This window comes from Burkholderia sp. MSHR3999 (genome assembly GCF_000833595.1).
Classification (GTDB): Bacteria; Pseudomonadota; Gammaproteobacteria; order Burkholderiales; family Burkholderiaceae; genus Burkholderia; species Burkholderia ubonensis.
In genome coordinates, this window is sequence record NZ_JRFO01000005.1 from 339,451 (window position 1) to 360,816 (window position 21,366).

A 21,366-nucleotide genomic window follows, 5' to 3' on the forward strand; every position below is an offset into this window, starting at 1 on the left:
ATCGCCGCAGCATGCGCGCGACGACGCGGCGATGCGGTTCAATGCGCCAGCATCGCGGGAAAGCCATCAGCGGGGATCAGGACGATACGGGTGGGGCGCGTGGCTGCGCGGGTGTCAGAACCGTGTATGGTCGAAACACCGCGGCCACGACCGGCGCTGCAATTCCGGCCGGTTGTGTAGGGATGCCGAAAGCCACGGGCGCGCCAGGCAGCGTCGGTGTGTGTGCAATCAGGCTGCAATACGGGCACGCGTCGCAACCCGGCCACGAAGCGGAGCCGTGATGGTGCGCGGCAGCCTCGGCTTGGGCGAGATCAGAGGCTACGGTCGCAGGATGCGCGTGGTGCGAGTGGTGTGCGTGATGCGTGTGATGCGCGTGAAGGGCGTGATGCGCGCCTTCGGCCGACGCGCCGCGCAGTGTCTGGGATATCGTCGGCGCGACCACGCTCAGCAGGATCGCGAAGATCCCGAGGACAACCCCGATCTTCTGACGGCAACGGCTGGGCATGGCAGACCCACGAGACGTCGATACGAACAGTATGCGGAAAATCCGCGGCGGAATGGTTGAACTTTGCGTTAGGTAAAAACCCGCAAAGCGGCCGAATCGGAGACGGCGGCCGCCGGTTGCGGCCGCCAGGCCCGCGCCGTGCCTGCGGCTGTGCCGGTAATCGCCGATGCCGCTATCCTCGCGTGCCGTTGCGCGACGAAATCGAATTCCGGATCGATCGCCAATGCGGCGTCGAGCGCAATGGCCAGGGTACTTCCGCTTTGTCGTGCGATGAAGGCCGCGTGCGCGGCCTCCGAGCCTGTGTATTGGTCGCCGCGGCGACGCTCTGCGCGCATGCGGCGGACGTGGAAAGAAAGGAAATTACGCCGGACAGCGCGATGGCGATGCGGGATAAAGGATACATGGCGTTGTTCGCAGGGTTAGGGTGCAAGCGGATCGTGAGCGGCGCGCGCCGCGCGGCCGAACAGCAACCGGTCGACCAGCCACACCGCGACGATCGTCATCCCCATCAACGGAAACACGATCCCGAGCAGCACGAGCCCTGCGATCCAGGCACGCATCGGCGGCGCATCGCGTTCGCGCGCGGGTGCGCCCAGCTTGCCCGCAGGGCGGCGCTTCCACCACATCACGGCGCCCGTCACGGCCATCGCGGCGAGCCCGAGCGACAGGGCGGCGCAAACGATCTGGTTCGCGAGCCCGAAGTACCGCCCCATGTGCAGCGACGTGCCGTACGACACGGCCTGCGACACCGCGCCGTAATCGTCGTAGCGGATGTCCTTGAGCACCGCGCCGCTGTACTGGTCGATGTAGATCGTCCGCTCCGCCTTTGGATCGGCGGGAAAGTACGATGCGGTCAACACGCCGTCCGCGCCGGCCGGCAGCGCGAGCGTGTAGCCGCTCGTCACGCCGAGCCCCGCGACGATCGCGATCGCGCGGTCGAGCGTGAGCGGCGCCGGCGTCGGCGCCGACGGCGAATGCGGAACGGGCACGTTGCCGACCGCCCACGGCGTCTGCGGCAGCGGCAGGTCGTCCATCACCATCCCCGGCATCGAGTCGCCTCCATCGTGGCGATGCCCGGCGGGCGCGGCGACACGCGTTTCGGTGCCGGCCGGCGCCGCGCCCGGACGCGACGAACGCAACGGCAGGCCGCCCCATGCACCTTGCGGCTCTCCAAGGTTCACGGTCGCGGCAAGCGCCTTGAAGTACTTGCCCCACGAGCCCGACCACGGCAGCCCCGTCAGAATGAAGGCGACCGCGCCGGCGGCGAGCCAGATGCCCGCCGTCGCATGGATGCTCTTCCACAGCGGCCGGCCGCGCAGCGACAGGTCGGGCCGCAATGCGCGCCCGACGCGCGCCGTTCCGCGCGGCCACCACAGCGCGACGCCGGTGCCGATCATCACGAACGTCCAGCACGCGGCAAGCTCCATCAGCAGCTCGCCCGTCTTGCCGAGCAGCAGCTTGCGATGCAGCATCCGGTCGACCTGCATGAAGCGGCGCTCGACGCTCAGCGTGCCGAGCACGCCGCCGTCGTACGGGTTCACATAGACGCTTTCCCGGCTGCCGTCGCGGAGCCGGAACACGTATTCGGCGCTGCGAGCCGGCGCGGTGGACACCTGCGCGGAAACCGGCGTCGCACCGGCCGGCATCGCGGCGCGCGCCTTCGCGAGCAGCGTGTCGGCATCGAGTCTGGGCGTGTCGCGCGGCTCGACGATCAACCGGTGCGGATACAGCAACGGCTCGATCTGCGGCTGGAAGCAGTACAGCGTTCCCGTGATCGCGAGGATCACGAGGAACGGCATCACGAACAGGCCGGCATAGAAATGCCAGCGCCAGAGCGTCCGGTAACCGGCGCTTGCGGAACGAGCGGGCGAGATCGCCGGCTCGACGGTGGTCGACATGGTGTTAACTCCTCGTTGTCGTCGATCGGAACGAGCGGCCCGCGCCGGCCTTCGTCACGATGCGACGCGCAACCCGGCGACGACGTCGTCGCAGGTTACGCGCGGCACCGACGGGCGGCGGCACGGTACGGCACGCGCAAGCGGCGCGCATGCCGGCGTCACCCGCGCGACGCGAGCATTCGGTTGAATGGATGAAGCGGGTTCAGCGAAACGAATGGCATGGAAACCCGCGCACGTCGACGCGCGCGGGCAATGCACCGAAACGTTCAGCAGAACTGAGGCGGGGCGCGGGAGGGCGGACGATCGTCGAATATCGATCGCGCCGGAAGAGGGCAGTCGGGCGGAAGCCGGAAACGCCGCGGGGCCGCGGCGGGAAACAGCAGCACGAGCAGCACGAACGACGCCAGTGCGGCGAACAGTGCCGCGCTGAACGCGCAGACGCCGTTGCCGCTATCGGCGGGCGCCGGCTTGCCGGCGTGGGCACCGTGCTTGAGCGCGCTGACGAGCGCCAGTGCGTCGTCGGCCGCCGTGATCGGTGCACTCGCATCGAAATGCGCCGTCAGCCCGGTCGCGCCGAGGATCAGCGGACCTCGGCCAGAGCACAACACCACCGAGCCCGCATCCGGACCGTCCGGATCGAGCATCACGGCGCCCGACATCAGCGCGCGGGACAGCAGCGGCACGAGGATGAGCATCCACAGAAGCTGTCGCGCGACGCCACGCCGGTGCTGAAAGTGGCGAAGTGCGTTCATGGCGCGGGATTGTACATGGGTTCGGTGCAACGGCCGATAGCCCCGCTGCAATACGCACCATCAATCGAGTATCGGGCACTCGGCCAGGCCGAGTGCCATCTGTTCGACCTGCGTAACGCCGCGCCGGAATCGCGGGTTCTACGCCACAGCCCGGCTCAACATTGAATCGAAGTAAGCCGTGATCGGGGAGACATCGGAAAGGGAAGACGACGCGGCGATGTACGAATCGGGGCGAACCAGGATCATTTGATTCGCATACGGGCTCGTTTCTTCGCGAATCCGAATCACTTTGACGAATGCAGGCAGGTCCAATGTCGCGTTGCAGTCGCCGAACACGAGAAGCGTGAAAAACCGATAGTCCAGAAGCGAATAGATGCGCGTGTCGGCCTGCTCCCCATCGTTGCGGACCATGAAGTCGAGCAAGCGCTTGCCGTGAAGCTCGTGCTCGCCGTAGCGAATGCCCATTCCGGTGATGTAGCCGGCTCGCTTCTCGACGATTTTGACGTAGTCGTCCGCGTGCGTTCCGGTCTCGGAGTACTTGGTGGAGCGCACGAGCTGGCTGGACGTCTCGACCACGCCCATGGCCACCGGCTTGCGCTCCTGCTCGTAGGTGCGCAGCAGCGCCGCCGGCGCGCCGGAGCCGAGCACCATGCTCATCTTCCACATGATGTTGAAGGCATCCGCCAGGCCGGTGTTCAAACCTTGACCGCCGTTTACCGAGTGAATGTGGCAGGCGTCGCCAGCCAGGAAGACCCGGTCGGCAATGCCATAGTGCTCGGCCACCGATTCCTTCACCGAGAACTGCGAGAACCAGACGAGCTCCTTGAAACGCAGCGTGTGCGGCTGCATCGCGCGGTTGATCTTCGCGACCACCTGCTCGACGGTGAATTCCTTGGTATCCATCCGAACATAAAAGCGGTCAAGGTTCCCCTCGCGCGGAATCCACGCCACGTCGGAGGTCTCGGCCTGAAACACGATGATCTCCGGCACCTTCACGAAGTCGGTCTCGATGACGCCATCCAGGACTGCCCAGATCAATTGCGGACGCGTCACCTCGAACGGAACCTTGAACAGGTCACGCACGAACGAACGTGAGCCATCCGCGCCGATCACGAACCTGGACTGGATGGTCTCGCCGGTCGACAGCGTCGTCGTGCATCCATCGTCGGCGACCTTGATGTCGGTGACGGACGTGTTGCGCCGTACCGCGGCATCCACGTCCTTGAGCTTCTCGTCCAGCAGCTGCTCGACGTACGACTGCCCGAGCATGAGGAAATGCTTGTGAAAGCAGCCTTCCAGCGCTTCCCACCACGTCGACTGACGCGAGACGAACTTGCCCCCGGCCCACACCGAGCTGGTGTTGCACGGCTTCCCCTTCGGATGGAGATCGTCGAACAGATCGACGACCTCCAGCAGTTGCAAGGTGCGCGCATTGAGCGCATCGGCCCGCCCCACCTGAAGCGGCGCCGCCGATTTGTCGACGACCAGCGTGCGCAGGTTGCACAACCGACCCAGATAGGCGCAGAGCAGCCCGACGGGGCCCGCGCCGACGATGACGACGTCAGTTTCAGGTGTGCTCATGCGTATGCCACCAGGTGAGGGTTGTCGAGCGGCGGGTTGCCGAGCACGTGCACGCGGCGCAGATGTCGCGGCGCGCCGCTCGTGAACCCTTCGCGACCGTGGAGCAGCGTGTAGTTATCCGAAATCACCACGTCGCCGGTCTGCCATGCGTGCGCGTAGAAGTTCTCGGGCGCGTACAGCGCTGCGCGCAAGCTGCGATGAAAGTCGCCGATGTCGGCTTCGTCGACACCGGTGAACGCCAACGTCGGTCGGTTGACGAAGCTGTCGTCGCCTTCGATGGACGGCTCGTTGTAGCGGACGACCGGAAAACCCCGAGTCGGGTGCGTCGTGACGATCGGCGCGATCGTCTTGCTGTCGTAGAACTCCATCTTGCGATGATAGACGCCGGTCACCTTGTCCCAGAGCGCGCGGACGTGCGGCTCAGCCCGCTCCAGCAAAGCTTTCGTGTTCGAGAACGTGGTGCGTCCGCCCTGCTCGACCTCGGGGGCACTGACGCAGTGGAAAATCTGAAACTCCGGCACCTGTTTTCGGTACATGCCGTCCCAGTGAAGGGGCACGTAGTTGTTGTCGAAGATGTGGTCGTCGGGTTTTTCGTGTTCGACCAACTCGAGGGTCTTGCCGAACGGCCACACGCTGATCTCACCCCAACCGCCGCAATATTCCTCGAAAGCCTCGGCGCCATCGAACGTCTTGAAACCCCGAAGCACCAGCAAGTGGTGTTGCCGCACCAGCTCGCGCATGCGTTCGGTCGGCAGTTCGCGCACGTCCGCGTTGCCGGCCGCCGGCCGCACCATCACGCCGAACGGTGTCACCTGTGTAGTCTCGTAGTTCATCTTCATTCCTCCCCGTCGGCCGCGCCGAATTCCCGGTTGAGCGACGCCGCATCATCGAGAACGTAATGGCTCGGACGTCCGTTTTGAAAGACGAGCTCCGCGCCCGCCGCTTCGGCCTCACGTCGCTTGAGCAACGTGAAACTGCCGTTCACCAGTGCCGCGACGCCATGCCAGGGCGTGAGCCAGCTGTCCGCCGTCTCCATCATGTGGATGCCGATCTTCCTGCTGCCGCAGCTCTGTGGATGGATCGACAGGCGCACCGCATCGGGAAAGATCGTCGCGAGGAGCCCGTCCCATGCCTTGCTGCGCAGCACGACGTGGTACGCGCGCTCGCGGCATTCCTTCTGCAGCGCCGTCTTGCTGATGTTCATGTCGGGGCGGGTGGCGTCTTCGACGAGAAACCGCGTGATCCCGCAGTACATGCGCTGGGCCTCGCCGCCGGCCCGGACGGCGGCCTGCAGTTCCTCGATGGGCTGGCCATGGCTTGCCATCAGGCGCGCGCGCATCTCGTCGAAGCCGCTGCCGGGGAAGACGTCATCCAGGTTGAAGGTGCTGAGCGCGCTCGCGCCGAGCTCTTCGATCAACGCCGAGATTCCTTGTTGGTATGCCGTGACGTCGCTTTCGTTCATCCCGACCGCGTCGCTGAAGACGCGGCCGTCCGAGCACAGGATGATTCGCGCCCCCGGGGCGTACACGGCGCCGATGCGGTTGCAGAGATCGTTGAGAAACGCGAGCGACTGCCGCTCGGCCATGTCCGGCGTCGGGCCGAGCACCTTGCCCGGGTTGGGCGATTTGGCGGGAAAAGCGGGCAGGACGAACACGACGGGCTCGTCGCGCTCGATCGCCTTCATGACCCGCTCGAGATGCGGACGAAGACACGCCGTGCACAGGGTGTCGTCCTCGCACGGGCTCCGGGCCGCGACACGGCGATGCTTCATCACAAGCCCCAAAATCTCCACGGCCTGCGCGTGAATGGATTGACCGGACGGACGGCGTTTCTCGGGGGGCGCGTAAGAAATGGCGGTGTGCATCAATGATCTCGAGATTGGAGCGTGTTGACGTGATTAAAGGGAAGCAGGCGGGCATTTCGCGGGCCTGCTTTGCGCACTGTATTTAGATGGCCGAAAGATATGGAAAGTCATTTTGATACTTTTAACATTAAATAAATTTCAAGTCGAGACTCGATAATTGGAAGAGTCCGGCGATGCCGTGAGTTTTTCACCTTATCGATTCGTTCAAATCGGAAACAAATTAATCATTTGAAGCAAAAAACGAAATTATGGCGCGTGAATTTCGATTCATTTGCTTGAATTGATCGAAGTGATTGAACGAAGAAGTGTGATTTTTCGTTATTAAATAATGATGGATCTGGCGGTAATGCAATTAAATCTGATTGTCAATGAAGTCGAGGCTCTTATGAAATTTCGGCGACAATCCCGTTCCCGGTACCATGATGCGGCGCGACGTGGCCGCGTCGCGCGAGCCTTATTCAAACAACGAAATACGGAGCGCAAATGCAATCGAATCTTTCACGCGTGCGGCACGTCCGCCTGCTTGCCGGGCTCACGCTCGCGGCAGCCTCGCTGGCCACGCACGCCGCCGACTGGATCGTGTCGGCCAACGACGGCAAGTACCAGCGGGTCGAGGGCCGCGACACCTATCTGGCGGCGCCGCCGTCCGACACGCTGACGCTGCTCGACGCCGGCGTGTTCCCGCCGAAGGTGGCGCTGCAGGTCGACGTCGAGAACGGCATCCAGGGGCCGCCGCAGGCGGTGGCGGTCACGCCCGACGCGAGCGTCGCGCTCGTCGCCGCGCCGACCCGCTACGACCAGGCCGGGAAGCGGCTCGTCTTCGATACGTTCCTGCAGGTCGTGGATCTCAAGGCGTCGCCGCCGGCCGTCACGCGCATCGAGCTCGGCGCGCATCCGCAGGGCATCGCGATCGACCGCTCGGGCCGGCTCGCGCTCGTCACGGACGTCGACGGCGGCGTGTCGGTGCTGCACATCGACGGCACGCGCGTGACGCTCGACGGCAACCTGAAGATCGGCAAGAAGCGGCTCGCCGGCGTCAGCTTCACGCACGACGGCGTGCATGCGCTCGTCGCGCTGCGCGACGAGCAGGGCGTCGCGGTGCTGAACGTCGACGACGGCAAGGTCACCGACAGCGGCACGCGCCTGAGCAGCGGCGTCGCGCCGTATACGATCGACGTGTCGAGCGACGGCCGCTGGGCCGTGGTCAGCAACGTCGGGCTCGCCGGCCTGCCGGGCTATGCCGGCAAGCTCGCGGGCGACGCCGATACGATCGCGCTGATCGACGTGTCGCGCGCGCCGTTCCGCACGGTCCAGTACCTGAGCGTGCCGTCGCTGCCGGAGGGCGTCGCGATCTCGCCGGACGGCAAGTGGATCGCGGTGCAGACGATGGACGGCTCGAACCTGACGCCCGACAATCCGGGCCGCCGCAAGCGCGGCAAGGTGCTGCTGTTCGCGATCCGCGACGGCCAGGCCGTCAAGGCCGGCGAAGCAGCCGGCGGCGAGGCCGCGCAAGGCGTCGTGTTCACCGCCGACAGCCGTCACGTGATCGTGCAGTTCAACGTCGAGCGGCAGCTTGCGCTCTTCGCGGTCAACGGCGGCAAGCTGCGCGATACGGGCGAGCGGATCGCGCTGACGGGCGGCCCGTCGTCGCTGCGGACGATGCCGCGCTGAGTTCCGTCAGAGGCACTGGCCGATTCAGGCGCCCCCCGCCCGATATCGCCGCTGCCCGCCGTCCTGACCGGAATTGCCGCCCGGGCTCCCCGGCGGCAACCCCGGCGGCGGCCCCGTGTCCGTCAGGATGAACGTCGGCATCGACTCCGGACAATGAAACGTCTGCAGCACGTTGCTGGTCAGCGGATTCGCGACGCTGCCCGCGTTCGCGATGTCGAGCACGGCCTTGCGGCCGTCGAAGTCGAGCGCGACGCGCGTGCGCCCGGGCGTCGCCGTCTCGATCACCTGCCCCTTCTGCAGCAGGCGCAGCAGCGCCCACGGGCCGTCGGTCGACACCGTCGACGTGTCGGGCCGGATGCGCGGCTGCGCGGTGATCTCCGCATGGACGCCGCCGCGCGGCCCCGGCCACGTGACCGTGAACGGCGCGACGGGGCCGTGCTGGTAGAGCGTCGTCTGCCCGTCGACGTCGATCATCAGGCCCGTGATCGATGGGTCCAGCTCGGGCACCCGGAGGTCGGCCTTCCACGCGAGCTGCTTGCGGCCCGGGTCGCCGAAGAAGATCTCGCGGATCGCCTTCGCATGCTGGAACGGCTCGAGGTCCGGGCCCTGCACGGGCTCGGTCGCGCCGGGCAGCGTCTTGTAGCGCCACGGCTTCGCGGACGTGTCGACGAACGGCGCCAGCGTCTTCGTGAAGAAATCGTCGATGATGCCGCCGTGCGCGAACACCCGCGTGAAGTCGTCGATGCCGACGTCGCGCCTGCTCGTCGCGACGAACGGGTAATTGCCTTCGATCGTGAGCCGGCACGCGTCGCCGACGGTCGCAGCAAGCTGCCGCGACAGCAGCTGGCCGATGCCGCGGTTCACCTCGCGCGAGCCCTGCGCGGACAGTTCCAGCAGCACCGCGCGAACCGGCGCGGGCATCGTGTTCGCGGCCATCTTCAGCTTCGCCGCGGCGTCGTTGGCGGGCGGCATGCTGTTGTTGGACAGCGCGTCGTCGGCCACGGTCAGCGCGGTGTAGTAGTCGTTCAGCAGGCTCGTCACGCCGTCGAGGCCGGTCCTGGCCGCAGGCGCGGCGGCGGGCGGCGCGCCCGCCTGCGTGTCCGCGCTGCCCGTCACGATTTCGCGCAGCGCCGCGAAATGACTGTCGACGAGCTCGCGCTCGACGCGCTCCTCGGCGCGGATGCCGAGCGCCTTGTCCGCTTTCTCCGCCTTCTGGCCGAGCGAGTCGGTGGCCCGCTGCAGGAACGACGGGTCCGCCGCCGCGATCGGCTGGGCGAGGGTGGTTTCGCGGACCGCCGCGCGCGCAAGGCGCGCGAGCGGCGAATCCGGCGCCGCGAAGCTGCGCAGCACCACCAGGTTGAACCCGAGGCTCGTGCCGGTCACGGTGCGGATGTCGCCGAGAAAATCGTCCCACTGCCGCGCGTATTCCATCAGGTACTGGCGGCGGATCGCTTCGGTGAGCGGATCGTCCGCGCCGGTCACGTCACGCGCGAGCGACGCCGTTTTTTTTTGAGCCTCGCCGAGATAGGCGCGTCCCATCACCCACGCGTCGTCGTCGCGCGCGACCTGCACGAACTCGGGCAGCCGCTTGTCGAACAGCCGCCGGTAGCCGTCGAACGTGAAGAGGCCCGGCACGCCGCGCGACAGCGGCGCGTCGCTCGCGCGCGAGAACACCAGCCCGGCCTGCGGGCCGACGGCCCGCAGCAGCGTGAACTCGTCCGGCGCTTCCTTCTGCATCGCCGCCTTCGCGCGCTCGTAGAGCCGCTCGGTGGCGTTGCTGCCGTCGAGAAACGCGCGCGCCTGCTGGATCAGCGCATCGTTGCGGATCAGCGGGGACTGCACGACGCGCTCGCCGGAGAACAGCTGCCCGACGTGGGAAACCATCGACGCGCGGCCGCCGAACACCGCCGCGCTGTCGGTGCGGGCCCAGTCGTCGAGCACCCACGCCTCGACCTGCGCGGCATTGAAGCGCGTCTTGTCGTACAGCATCAGGTAGACGCGCAGCGCGTCGTACGCGGCCTTCGGGTCGCGGTTCGCGATCGCCTGCGCGAGCACGGCCTCGATGCGCTTGACGAGCTGCGGCAGCAGCAGGTTGTCTTCCAGCGCATCGTAGGTGCGGCGGCTTTCCGCGACGACGCCGGGCGGCGTGTACAGGCCGAAGCGCCAGCCGCCCGACGGGTCCGACAGGTCGAGGCCGGGGAAGGTCGGCAGGTAGCGCGCGTCGGTCAGCACGTCGGGCACGGCCTCGGGCTTCGGGGCCTTGTAGAGCTGGCCGACCCGGGCGCCGAGCGCGGCGGTCTTGCGCGCGATCGCGTCGAGATAGTCGCTGTTGTTGCCCATGCTGACGCGCAGGCCGATCGCCAGCCACGCGAACAGCAGCAGCGCGAGCGCGTGGCCGGTCAGGCGCAGCGTGCGGAAGCGGTACTCCCAGCGCAGGTTGGGGGACACGAGATGCATGTCCGGAAACACGATCTTCGTGAGCAGGTCGTGGAGGAAGAAGCCCTGGTTGCTTTCGTGCGCGGGCGCGGCCGTGGCCGGCACGCGTCCGATGACGGCCGCGAGACGCTGCGCCACGGTGCGCCGTTCCACCACGATCTCGTCGCCGGTCTGCGCGGCGCTCGTGAAGTACACGCCGCGCAGCGTCGCGTGGCGCTGCGTGTCGTCGTAGCGGGAATCGACGAACACGTGGTCGATCAACGCGTCGAGCGAGCGCATCAGCACGAGGAATTCCTCGGCGAACGCGGCGAGCCGGCGACGCCTGAGCGTATCGTGCTCCTCCAGCAAGCGCGCATTGACGCCGGCGGCGAGCCGCGCGGCCAGCGCGTTCAGCTCGGTCGCGCAGCGTGCGCGGAACCCGTCGGTCGCCAGGGTCTCCGTGCCGTACGGGAGCGTGAAGCCCCAGGTCTGCGCGCGGCCTTCCGTGGTCAGCGAGCTGAAGTACTCGCTGAAGCCGGGCAGTTGGTCCATCTTCGTGATCACGAGATAGACGGGGAAGCGGATGCCGAGCTCCGTGCGCAGATCGGCGAGCCGCGCGCGCAACGCGGCGGCTTCGGCGTCGCGCGCGTGCTCGTCGGCGCCGGCCAGCCCGGCGACGTCGACGGCGAGCAGCGCGCCGTTGATCGGCGCGCGCGGGCGATGCTTGCGCAGCACGCGCAGGAAGCCGAGCCACTCGGCCTCGTCGACGGTTTGCCGCCATGCGTGATCGTCTTCCTGCGCGCCGCCGGCGCCGGCCGATGCGGTGGCGCGATCCAGGGCCGCAGCCTGTGCATCGTGACGGGCGGCGTCGGCGTGGCCTGCGGCCCCGGCTGCGTCCCGCTGCGCGGCCGATAGATCGGTCGACGGCGCGGTCGACGGCGCGGCCGGGCGCGGCGGCAGCACATGCCGCGACGTGCCGTGCCGCGTGTAATGGCCGGCCGTGTCGATCAGCACCGCGTCGTTGGTCAGCCACCAGTCGACGGCGTCGTCATGGTGCGCGGGCATGCCTGCCGCGCGCTGCATCTGCGACGCCACCGGAAACGACAGGCCGGCGTTGAGCAGCGCGCTGGTCTTGCCGGACGCGGCCGAGCCGAGCGTGATGTACCACGGCAGCTCGTACAGGTAGCGCTTGCCCTGAAACAGGCGGCCGAGCCCGCGGGCGCCGGTGCGCATCGCCTTCAGCCGCGCGAGCGCGCCGGCAACTGCGGCGTTCACGCGAACCAGCCGACTTGCGGCGGGCGATGCCTCGTTGCGGCTGCCGAACTCGACGAGGTGCTTGAGGAAGTCCGGGTCGCTGCGCATCTTGCGCAGCAGCAGGAACGCGAGGTAGACGACGAACAGCGCGAGCACGACCGCGATCGCGATGACCCGCGCGGATTCCGGCGCGAACGGCGTGGCGGGCCCGAACGCGAGCAGCGGCGACGCATGCCAGATCAGCAGGCACAGCAGCGCGACGAACACGACGCTCGTCGACCAGCCCGCGAGCCAGAGCAGCACGCCGGCCAGCAGCAGCGCGATCACGACGACGCGCATGCCGGCGCCCGCGAGCGGCTTGAGGCCGCCGAACGCGACGAACGGGCCGATGAACCAGATCAGCAGCGCGACGACGGCGAGCGCGGCGAACGAGAGGAACTGGCGCGACGCCAGAAAGGACAGGACCTTGTTCATGTCGGTAGTGGAGTGGCAGTTAGGGCGCGACGGTGATTTCGACGCGGCGGTTCAGCGCGCGGCCCGGCACGGTCCGGTTGTCGCCGATCGGGTTCGCCGCGCCCTTGCCGAGCGCCGCGAGCCGGTTCGCCGGCACGCCGGCGGCCTGCAGCATCTGCATCACCTGCGTCGCGCGCGCGTCGGACAGCGCTTCGTTCGACGGGAACGCGCTGCCCCTGACCGGGGCGTTGTCGGTGTAGCCGAGCACCGTCACCTTGCCCGGCACCCTGGCGATCTCGGCGGCGATCTTCGCGATCAGCGGCCCGCTCGATGCGTTCACTGCCGCCTTGCCCGGCGGGAACATCGCGTCGCCGCGAAACGTCACCGTGCTGTGGCGGGCATCCTCGTCGACGCTGACCGTGCCGGCGGCGATCTCGTTCCTGAGCAGCGCGGCAAGACGCAGCGCGGGCGCGGCCGGGGGGGGCGGCGGCGTCATGCGGCCGATCGCGGCGATCTGCTTCTCGACACCCTCGCCGCGAGTCAGCAGCGCGTACTTGAAGTAGCCGAACGCGCCGAGCAGCAGCACCGACAGCGCGGTGGCCGTGATCCACACGGGGAAATCGTGGATCGACAGGCGCCTGCCGCGCGCGCCGGATTGCCAGTGCGGCGACAGCGCGACGGACACCGGCCCGTGCTGCGCCGCGATCTCGTTGTGGAGGCGCTGGCGCACGGCCTCGTGCTTGCGCTGGCCGTCGGCTTCGTAGCGGTAGCGGCCCTCGAAGCCGAGGCTCAGCACCCGGTAGATGACTTCGAGCAGGTCGAGGTGCTCCTGCGGCGCGTTCATCAGCCGCCCGATCAGCAGGTACACCTTGTCGCCGCCCTGGCGGTCCTCGTGGAAGGTGGTCGCGAGCCCTTCGCTGATCCATGCGCCAAGGCTGCCGTCGCCGGAGCGCGCCCACGCGGTCTGCATCGCGGCCTCGTCGAGCGCGGTGCACAGGCAGTAGCGCGCGCCGAGCACGTGATCGCGGCGCAGGTTCGCCTGCTCGCAGAAGCGCTGGAACAGCCGCACTTCCTGTTCGAGCAGCAGCCGCAGTTGGCGGATGCCTTCGCGGTCGAGCTGGTCGGGCATGTCGGCCAGCGCCCGCAACAGCGGCCGGCTCGCTTCCAGCAGCGGGTTGCGGGCGGCCTGGATCGCGGCGAGGCGGGCGGCGGGCGGCTCCGCCGGCGGCACGGGCGCGGCGCCGCGCGGTGCGAGCGGCGTGGGCGGCATGGCGGCGGCGCCACGCGTTTCCGGGCCGGACGGCTCCGGACGGTACACGGCTTCTGAGGTCACTGGCTTTCCCCCGGTTGGTTCGATTCGTCAGGACGACGGACCATGTGGCGCGGCCGTCCGCTTGCGCGCTGCGCGGCTAGCCGCGAATGCCCCACAGCTCCAGCTTCAGCGCCGGAAACTCGCCCGCGACGTGCAGCGCGAGCCCGCCGTGCCGCGCGACTTCCTCCCACAGCGGCCCGGTGCGCGCGAGCTCGTAGTAGACGTAGCCCGCGTTGAACGGGATCTGCCGCGGCGGCACCGGCAGCGCCTGCAGCGCGATGCCGGACAGGTGGCTGCGCACCAGGTCCGGCAGGCGCTCGGACGGCCCGGCTTTCGCCTGCGCGGCGAACTGCTGCTGCAGCAGGTCGGGCGGCATCTGCGCGTGCACCGCGAGCACGACCGCGCTGAAGCCCTGCATGTCGGCCGGGTCGACGACGGCGTTGCGCATCCCGTGGCCCTGGTCGGCGAGCGCGATGCTCTGCGCGCTGCGCACGAGCACCGCGTTGAGCAGCCGATGCGCGTCGTCGACCACGGGCTTCAGGCACAGGTGCGGCGCGACGTGCTGGTACGGCGGATGCGAGTCGAGCGGGCGGCGCGTGTCGGTGCGCACGTAGGTCGACAGCTCGCCCGCCATGCTGACGAACAGCGCATACAGGTCGGCGGGCGACGTGGTCGGCACCCGCTGCAGATGCTGCAGCAGCGGCTCGTAGCGGTTGAGCGCCTGCAGCAGCAGGTAGTCGGACACCTCGGCGGTCGTGCCGGGCTTGCCGTCCGCGCCGGTCAGGCGCTCGGCGAGCGCGTTCGCGCGCAGCCGCGTCAAGTCGTGGAGCTTCGCGAGCCAGCTCGCGAGCAGGTCGCTCGCGCCGTAGCCGACCACCGGCGGCACCAGCGTGTCGTCGAGCTCGATGCTCGCGTCGGCGCGGATCGCCTTCACGCGCGTCAGCGCGAGGCCGATCCACGCGTCCGTCAATTCCTTCTCCGGCAGCAGCCGCAGCCGCAGGTTCGACAACTGGACCGTCTTCGGCCCCTGGCCGATCGAGTTCGTGTCGCGCAGGTCGGTGTCGAACACGACGTAGCGCGCGAGCGAGTCCGCGGCATGGTCGAACGCGGTTTCCTCGCCGTTCGGCACGCGGATCGGCACGGCCAGGTAGATCAGCTGGTCGAGGTGCTCGGGGCGGATCGTGAGCGGCGCGGGCGGCGGCGTGCTGCCCGGCGCGTCGAACGGCGTGCCGTCCGCGAACACGCCGCTCGCCGATTTCACGACAATCTTGCCGAGCGCGGGCGCCTCGGTATCGAGGCTGTAGTGGCTGAAGCCGAAGAAGAACGGCGAGAGCGGCGCCGCGCGCTTGTGCGCATAGTGTTCGAGGTAGCGCTCCTGCTGCTGGAACAGCTGCGGGCGCATGAACAGCCCCTCGCTCCAGACGACCTTGTTATGCCAGCTCATGGTTTCGTTCCAGCGTTCGTGTCAGTGTCATTTGGCGGGTTCGGTGATCTTGACCGCGTTGCTGTCGAGATCGATGGTCAGCTTCAGCTTCGACGACCACACGCGATACCACGCCGCGTCGTGCGCGGCCGGCAGCGGATAGACCGCGCGCCATACCGCGTGCGGCAGGTCGCGGTAGGCCGCGACCACGCCGAGCGCGGTCGTCGCGGGATCGGCCTTGCGCTTGATCGCGCGATGCTCGCCCGGGCGCAGCAGGAACTGCTCGCGCGCGACGAGATCGTCGGCCAGCACGGTCTTGTCGCGGTCCTGCAGCGTGAAGAAGTCGGCGGCGTTGAACGCGCCGTCGGTCTTCAGTTCGTAGACGCGCACGACGATCGGCGCCGCGCGGTTGCGGTCGTCCGGGTTGACCGAGGGCGCCGCGTTTACGGCGAGGTCGAGCAGCAGCGGTTCCTTCGGCTTCGGCGTGCCGCTCGCGCACGCGGCGAACAGCAGCGCGCAGGCCACGGCGGTAGCGGCGGTAACGGGAGTGATCGGGCGCATTCGGGTGCACGGTGCCGGGGGAGGTCGGTCGAAGGCGGGCGCGGCCCGGCGGGCGTCGTCGACGCTCCGCCGGGGCCGCGGGGCCGCCGCTCAGGCTTCCTTGTTGCCCTTGATGTCGAAGCTGGTCGTGACGGCGCCGCCGCTGCCGCCCTGCGCGTTCTGCACGACGTACTCCTGTTTGACCCGCGCGAACGACAGCGACACCGTCTCGCGGCTGCGTTCCGTGTCGGTGCGGCTGCCGGACGGCCGCACGCGCGTGACGATCACGTCGCTCATCGTGAGCTTCAGGTATTCGAGCGGATTGCCGCCGGCCTTTCGCATCACGAGCACGGCCTGGTCGACGTGCTTGCCGGTCAGCGCGTACTTCATCAGGTTCGGGCTCGCGCGGTCGATCGCGTGCTCGAACGTCAGGTCCCTGACGCTCGCCTTGCCGGCGCCGCCGCCGCTGCCCGAATGCATCGTGGATTCCTGCTCGATTTCCCAGTCCCAGTTCAGGACTTCGATTTCGTCCTTGTGCTTGTCGTCGAGCGATTCGCCGTTGATGCCGTCGATCTTCAGAAAAATGTCCTGTGCCATGTGCTTGCTCTCTCAGGTGAAGGTAAAAACGGCCGGTCTCACGGGGCGCCGGATGCGGCAGGGCCGTGATTCCGGCCGGCGGTGGGGACGCCGGCCTGCATGGGCTCAGGCGGCTTCCTTGATCGACGGCAGCTTCGCGACGAGCCGCAGCGACACGGTCAGCCCTTCGAGCTGGAAGTGCGGCCGCAGGAAGAACTTCGCCTGGTAGTAGCCGGGGTTGCCTTCCGCTTCCTCGACCACCACCTCGGCGGCCGCGAGCGGCCGGCGCGCCTTGGTGTCCTGCGACGAGTTGGCCGGGTCCGCATCGACGTAGTTCATGATCCATTCGTTCAGCCAGCGCTGCATGTCCTCGCGCTCCTTGAACGCGCCGACCTTGTCGCGCACGATGCACTTCAGGTAGTGCGCGAAGCGCGAGCACGCGAACAGGTACGGCAGGCGCGCGGACAGGTTCGCGTTGGCGGTCGCGTCCGCATCGTCGTACTCGGCCGGCTTGTGCACCGACTGCGCGCCGATGAAGGTCGCGTGGTCGGTGTTCTTGCGGTGCACGAGCGGGATGAAGCCGTTCTTCGACAGCTCCGCCTCGCGCCGGTCGGAGATCGCGATCTCGGTCGGGCACTTCATGTCGACGCCGCCGTCGTCGGTCGGGAACGTGTGGCACGGCAGGCTCTCGACCGTGCCGCCCGACTCGACGCCGCGGATCAGCGAGCACCAGCCGTACTGCCGGAACGAGCGGTTGATGTTCACGCCCATCGCGTAGGCCGCGTTGGTCCACGCGTAGTGGCGGTGGTCGGCGCCGTTGGTGTCTTCCTCGAAATCGAACTCGTCGACCGGATTGGTCTGCACGCCGTACGGCAGCCGCGACAGGAAGCGCGGCATCGCGAGGCCGATGTAGCGCGCATCGTCGGTGTTGCGCAGCGAGTTCCACGACGCGTATTCGAGGTTCTGCGTGAAGATCTTCGTGAGGTCGCGCGGGTTCGCGAGCTCCTGCCACGATTCCATCTGCAGTACTGAAGGCGATGCGCCTGAAATGAACGGCGTATGCGCGGCCGCGGCCACCTTCGCGATCGAGCCGAGCAGGTCGACGTCGGGCGGCGTGTGGTCGAAGTAGAAGTCGGCCATCAGGCAGCCGTACGGCTCGCCGCCGAGCTGGCCGTATTCCTCTTCGTAGATCTGCTTGAAGAGCGGGCTCTGGTCCCACGCCTGCCCCTTGTAGCGCCGCATCGTGCGGCGCAGCTCCTCCTTCGAGATGTCCATGAAGCGGATCTTCAGGTGCTCGTCGGTCTCGGTGTTCGACACCATGTGATGCAGGCCGCGCCACGCCGATTCGATCTTCTGGAAATCCTCGTGATGGAGGATCAGGTTGATCTGCGCGGACAGCTTGCGGTCGATCTGCGCGATGATCGCGGCGATGCTCTTGTACGCGTCGTCGCTGATCGTCGCCGATTGCGCGAGCGCCTGCTCGGCGAGCGTGCGGACCGCGAACTCGACGGCCTCGCGGGCCTGCTCGGTCTTCGGCCGGAACTCGTGCGTGAGCAGCTGCGCGAAGTCGGACTGCGATTCGTATTCGGCGACGGCCGTTTGCGTGTGCTGTTTTTTCATGATGCGTTTCTCCGGGTTGCGCCGTGCGGCCGGTCAGAGGGCGTTGTCTTCGCGGCCCGCGGCGTCGGGCGCGTCCGCGTTGCTCGCGGCCTGGGGCTTCGGGGCGGCCGCGAGCGATCGCAGCAGCCCGGGGTCCTGCAGCAGCTGGTTCACGAGCGCTTCGGCGCCCGACTTGCCGTCCATGTAGGTCTGCAGGTTCGCGAGCTGGGTGCGCGCCTCGAGCAGCTGCCGCAGCGGCTCGACCTTGCGGGCGATCGCGGCCGGCGAGAAGTCCTCGATGCTTTCGAAGGTCATGTCGACCATCAGCTTCCCGTCGCCGGTCAGCGTGTTGTCGACGCCGAACGCGACGCGCGGCTGGATCGCCTTCATGCGTTCGTCGAAGTTGTCGATGTCGATATCGAGGAAGCGCCGGTCGGCCACGGCCGGCAGCGGCGTCACGGGCTTGCCGGAGAGGTCGGCGAGCACGCCCATGACGAACGGCAGTTCGACCTTCTTTTCCGAGCCGTACACCTCGACGTCGTACTCGATCTGCACACGGGGCGCCCGGTTGCGCGCAATGAACTTCTGAGAGCTGCTGGATGTGGACATGCGTGGCTCCATCAACGAGGGAAGGGGGCAGGATCAGTCGACCTGCCGGACGAAAAGCGGCGCCGCCGCGGACGCGGCGTCAACTGCATCGCCTGCGCGGCCGGCGCGGAACGTGAGCGCGTCCGGGGCCGGCGCGGCCGGGTCCGTGACGCCGACGTCGATGCGCGCGAGCGCATCCTGCGTGCCGTACGCATCGAGCCACAGCGCGGAGAGGCGCGGCAGCACGTGCTGCTCGATGAAGCCGATCAGCAGCCGTGCGCCGGTTTCCTGCACCAGGCAGCGCCCGACGATGTAGTCGACGACCGCGTCTTCGTAGGCGAGCACGATTCGGTGGCTGTCGGCCATGCGCCGCACGACGCGCTCCAGGTGCAGGCGCACGATGCGCGCGAGCGCGGCGGGTTCGAGCGGCCGGTAAGGGACGACGGTGACCCGCCCGAGGAACGCGGCGGGGAACACCTTCAGGAGCTCGGGCGCGAGCGCGTCGCGCAGGCGCGCGGCGTCCGGCGCGCGCGCGGGGTCGGCGCACAGGCTCGCGCTCAGCTCCGCGCCGACGTTGCTCGTCAGCAGGATCGTCGTGTTGCGGAAATCGATGTAGCGGCCGTCGCCGTCTTCCATGTAGCCCTTGTCGAACACCTGGAAGAACATCTCGTGCACGTCGCGGTGGGCCTTCTCGATCTCGTCGAGCAGCACCACCGAGTACGGCCGGCGCCGCACGGCCTCGGTCAGCACGCCGCCCTCGCCGTAGCCGACGTAGCCGGGCGGCGCGCCTTTCAGGCCGGACACGGTGTGCGCTTCCTGATACTCGCTCATGTTGATCGTGATCAGGTTCTGTTCGCCGCCGTACAGCGCCTCGGCGAGCGCGAGCGCCGTCTCGGTCTTGCCGACGCCCGACGGGCCGGCGAGCAGGAACACGCCGAGCGGCTTCTTCGGATCGGCGAGCCCCGCGCGCGCGGTCTGCACGCGCTCGCCGATCTGGCGCAGCGCATCGGACTGGCCGATCACGCGCGCGCCGAGCGTGGCGGGCAGCGCGCGCACCGCCGCGATCTCGTCGGTCATCATCCGGCCGACCGGGATGCCGGTCCAGTCGGCGACGATCTCCGCGACGATCGCCTCGTTCACTTCCGGGAACACGAGCGGCGCATCGCCCTGCGATTCGGCGAGCGCGCGCTCGAGTTCGCGCAGCGCATCGGTCGACACGGCTAACGCGGCGTCATCTGCATCGGCCGGTTGCTCGGGCGCGTCGGACAGCGCCGCCTCGCGCGCGGCGAGCAGCGCCTGCGCGGCGTCGGCCTGCGCGTTCCAGCGCGCCTCGACCGCCGCCTCCTCGGCCGACAGCGCGGCGATTCGCTCGCGGGCCGCGGCGAGCGCGTGGTCGGCCGCGAGGCCGATGCGCGCTTCCTGCGCGAGCAGCGCGAGTTCGGCGTGCGCGGCCTGCAGGCGCTGGCGGACGTCCTGCAGCTCGCGCGGCGCGGCCTGCTGCGACAGCGCGACGCGCGCGCAGGCGGTGTCGAGCAGGCTGATCGCCTTGTCCGGCAACTGGCGCGACGGGATGTAGCGATGCGAGAGCGTGACCGCCGCGCGGATCGCCTCGTCGCGCACCACGACGCCGTGATGCCGCGAGAACGTCTGCGCGACGCCGCGCACCATATGGATCGCGGCGGGCTCTTCCGGCTCCGGCACCTGCAGCACCTGGAAGCGGCGGGTCAGCGCGGGGTCCTTCTCGATGTGCCGCTTGTATTCGGACCACGTGGTCGCGCCGATCGTGCGGATCGTGCCGCGCGCCAGCGCCGGCTTCAGCAGGTTCGCCGCGTCGCCGGTGCCGGCCTGGCCGCTGGCGCCGATCAGCGTGTGGATCTCGTCGACGAACAGGATGACCGGCGCGGCGGATTTCGCGGCGGCCTCGAGCGTGCCTTTCAGGCGCGCCTCGAATTCGCCCTTCATGCTCGCGCCGGCGAGCAGCGCGCCGACGTCGAGGCTCATCAGCCGCACGTCGGCGAGCCTGGGCGGCACGTCGCCCTGCGCGATCGCGAGCGCGAGCCCTTCGACGACGGCCGTCTTGCCCACGCCCGCCTCGCCGGTGAGCAGCGGGTTGTTCTGCCGGCGCCGCAGCAGCACGTCGATCATCGTGCGGATTTCCAGCTCGCGGCCGATCACCGGGTCGATCTCGCTGTCGCGCGCGCGGGCGGTCAGGTCGGTGCAGTACTGTTCGAGCGCGGAGCCCTTCGCGGCGGCCGGCATCGCCTGGGACGCCTCGCCGGGCACCGCGGCGGCGAAATCGCTGTTGTCGTGCGGCGCGTCGGACGCTTCCGGCGATCCTTCGATCCACGCGGGCAGCAGCGCGTCGATCTGATCCAGAGGAATCCTGTCGAATGACGGCGAAATGGACAGCAGCACGCGCCGCAGGTCCGGCGTGCTCACGAGCGCCGCGACGAGCCACGCGCCGCGGATGCGCCGGTCGCCGAAGCGCAGCGTCGCCAGCACCCACGCGCGTTCGATCGCCGCTTCGATGTGATGCGACAGGTCGCTGATCGAGCTTGCGCCGGCCGGCAGCGCCGCGAGCGCCCGGGCCACGTCGCGATCCAGCGCGTCGCGGTCGATGCCGGCGTGCCGGACGATGCGATGCAGGTCCGAGTCGGTCTGCTGCAGCAACTGGTGCAGCCAGTGAACCAGCTCGACGTAGGGGTTGCCGCGCAGCTTGCAGAATGCCGTCGCCGATTCGACGCCCTTGAAGAGCGTCCCCCCCAGCTTGCCGAACAGCGCCAGACGCGAAATCGCCATGAGCAGATCCTTGCGTGGGTTGATTCCGGATTTTCCTTGTCGCCGGAATATGCGGGTGATGCGATGTGCTGCGTGAATCCGTTGACACATGCTATCTGCCGACTGAATGCGAAATCAATCGTCTGAAATAAGGGTG

The 21,366-nt window shown here is 68.4% G+C and carries 16 protein-coding genes; 1 reads left to right on the forward strand and 15 read right to left on the reverse strand.

Features of this window, described 5'->3' with window-relative positions:
• Window positions 1–76 precede the first annotated feature (76 nt).
• The 7 genes from KY49_RS39300 to KY49_RS15255 all read right to left on the reverse strand — a co-directional run bounded on the left by KY49_RS39300 (window position 77) and on the right by KY49_RS15255 (window position 6,600).
• Window positions 77–505, reverse strand: coding sequence for a DUF2946 domain-containing protein (locus KY49_RS39300; RefSeq protein ID WP_082062390.1), 429 nt, complete (start codon window positions 503–505; stop codon window positions 77–79).
• Between the two features lie 68 nt (window positions 506–573).
• On the reverse strand, window positions 574–840 hold the full coding sequence (locus KY49_RS15230; RefSeq protein ID WP_042585472.1) for a hypothetical protein: 267 nt from the start codon (window positions 838–840) through the stop codon (window positions 574–576).
• A gap of 84 nt (window positions 841–924) precedes the next feature.
• Window positions 925–2,403, reverse strand: coding sequence for a PepSY-associated TM helix domain-containing protein (locus tag KY49_RS15235; protein ID WP_042585473.1), 1,479 nt, complete (start codon window positions 2,401–2,403; stop codon window positions 925–927).
• Window positions 2,404–2,669: 266 nt separating this feature from the next.
• Window positions 2,670–3,155 (reverse strand): hypothetical protein, encoded by a 486-nt coding sequence (locus tag KY49_RS15240; RefSeq protein WP_042585474.1) that lies wholly within the window; start codon window positions 3,153–3,155, stop codon window positions 2,670–2,672.
• Window positions 3,156–3,293: 138 nt separating this feature from the next.
• The gene (locus KY49_RS15245; RefSeq protein WP_042585475.1) at window positions 3,294–4,736 is read right to left on the reverse strand and encodes an FAD-binding protein; all 1,443 of its coding nucleotides are present in this window, start codon (window positions 4,734–4,736) and stop codon (window positions 3,294–3,296) included.
• Window positions 4,733–5,575 (reverse strand): TauD/TfdA dioxygenase family protein, encoded by an 843-nt coding sequence (locus tag KY49_RS15250; RefSeq protein WP_088581312.1) that lies wholly within the window; start codon window positions 5,573–5,575, stop codon window positions 4,733–4,735. Before KY49_RS15250 ends, KY49_RS15245 begins: the two co-directional genes overlap by 4 nt.
• Complete coding sequence (locus KY49_RS15255; RefSeq protein ID WP_231636429.1) at window positions 5,572–6,600, reverse strand: L-tyrosine/L-tryptophan isonitrile synthase family protein; 1,029 nt, start codon at window positions 6,598–6,600, stop codon at window positions 5,572–5,574. The genes KY49_RS15250 and KY49_RS15255 overlap by 4 nt, the downstream gene beginning before the upstream one ends.
• Window positions 6,601–7,083: 483 nt before the next feature.
• Here KY49_RS15255 and KY49_RS15260 point away from each other — a divergent pair, with 483 nt between their 5' ends.
• Complete coding sequence (locus tag KY49_RS15260) at window positions 7,084–8,271, forward strand: YncE family protein (RefSeq protein WP_042585477.1); 1,188 nt, start codon at window positions 7,084–7,086, stop codon at window positions 8,269–8,271.
• Between the two features lie 24 nt (window positions 8,272–8,295).
• Here KY49_RS15260 and tssM read toward each other — a convergent pair whose 3' ends face one another.
• The 8 genes from tssM to tssH form a co-directional block, all read right to left on the reverse strand.
• Window positions 8,296–12,414, reverse strand: a complete 4,119-nt coding sequence (gene tssM / locus KY49_RS15265) for a type VI secretion system membrane subunit TssM (protein ID WP_042585478.1) — start codon at window positions 12,412–12,414, stop codon at window positions 8,296–8,298.
• A gap of 19 nt (window positions 12,415–12,433) precedes the next feature.
• Complete coding sequence (tssL, locus tag KY49_RS15270) at window positions 12,434–13,663, reverse strand: type VI secretion system protein TssL, long form (protein WP_042585825.1); 1,230 nt, start codon at window positions 13,661–13,663, stop codon at window positions 12,434–12,436.
• 139 nt (window positions 13,664–13,802) lie between these two features.
• Window positions 13,803–15,149, reverse strand: coding sequence for a type VI secretion system baseplate subunit TssK (tssK, locus tag KY49_RS15275; protein ID WP_042585479.1), 1,347 nt, complete (start codon window positions 15,147–15,149; stop codon window positions 13,803–13,805).
• A gap of 27 nt (window positions 15,150–15,176) precedes the next feature.
• Window positions 15,177–15,689, reverse strand: coding sequence for a type VI secretion system lipoprotein TssJ (gene tssJ, locus KY49_RS15280; protein WP_042585480.1), 513 nt, complete (start codon window positions 15,687–15,689; stop codon window positions 15,177–15,179).
• A gap of 90 nt (window positions 15,690–15,779) precedes the next feature.
• Window positions 15,780–16,265: an Hcp family type VI secretion system effector gene (locus tag KY49_RS15285; RefSeq protein WP_010088970.1), complete on the reverse strand. Its 486-nt coding sequence runs from the start codon at window positions 16,263–16,265 to the stop codon at window positions 15,780–15,782.
• Window positions 16,266–16,370: 105 nt separating this feature from the next.
• On the reverse strand, window positions 16,371–17,864 hold the full coding sequence (gene tssC, locus KY49_RS15290) for a type VI secretion system contractile sheath large subunit (protein ID WP_042585481.1): 1,494 nt from the start codon (window positions 17,862–17,864) through the stop codon (window positions 16,371–16,373).
• 33 nt (window positions 17,865–17,897) lie between these two features.
• Window positions 17,898–18,452: a type VI secretion system contractile sheath small subunit gene (tssB, locus tag KY49_RS15295; RefSeq protein WP_042585482.1), complete on the reverse strand. Its 555-nt coding sequence runs from the start codon at window positions 18,450–18,452 to the stop codon at window positions 17,898–17,900.
• A 33-nt stretch (window positions 18,453–18,485) separates the two neighbouring features.
• Complete coding sequence (gene tssH / locus KY49_RS15300; protein ID WP_042585483.1) at window positions 18,486–21,230, reverse strand: type VI secretion system ATPase TssH; 2,745 nt, start codon at window positions 21,228–21,230, stop codon at window positions 18,486–18,488.
• Between the last annotated feature and the right edge of the window lie 136 nt (window positions 21,231–21,366).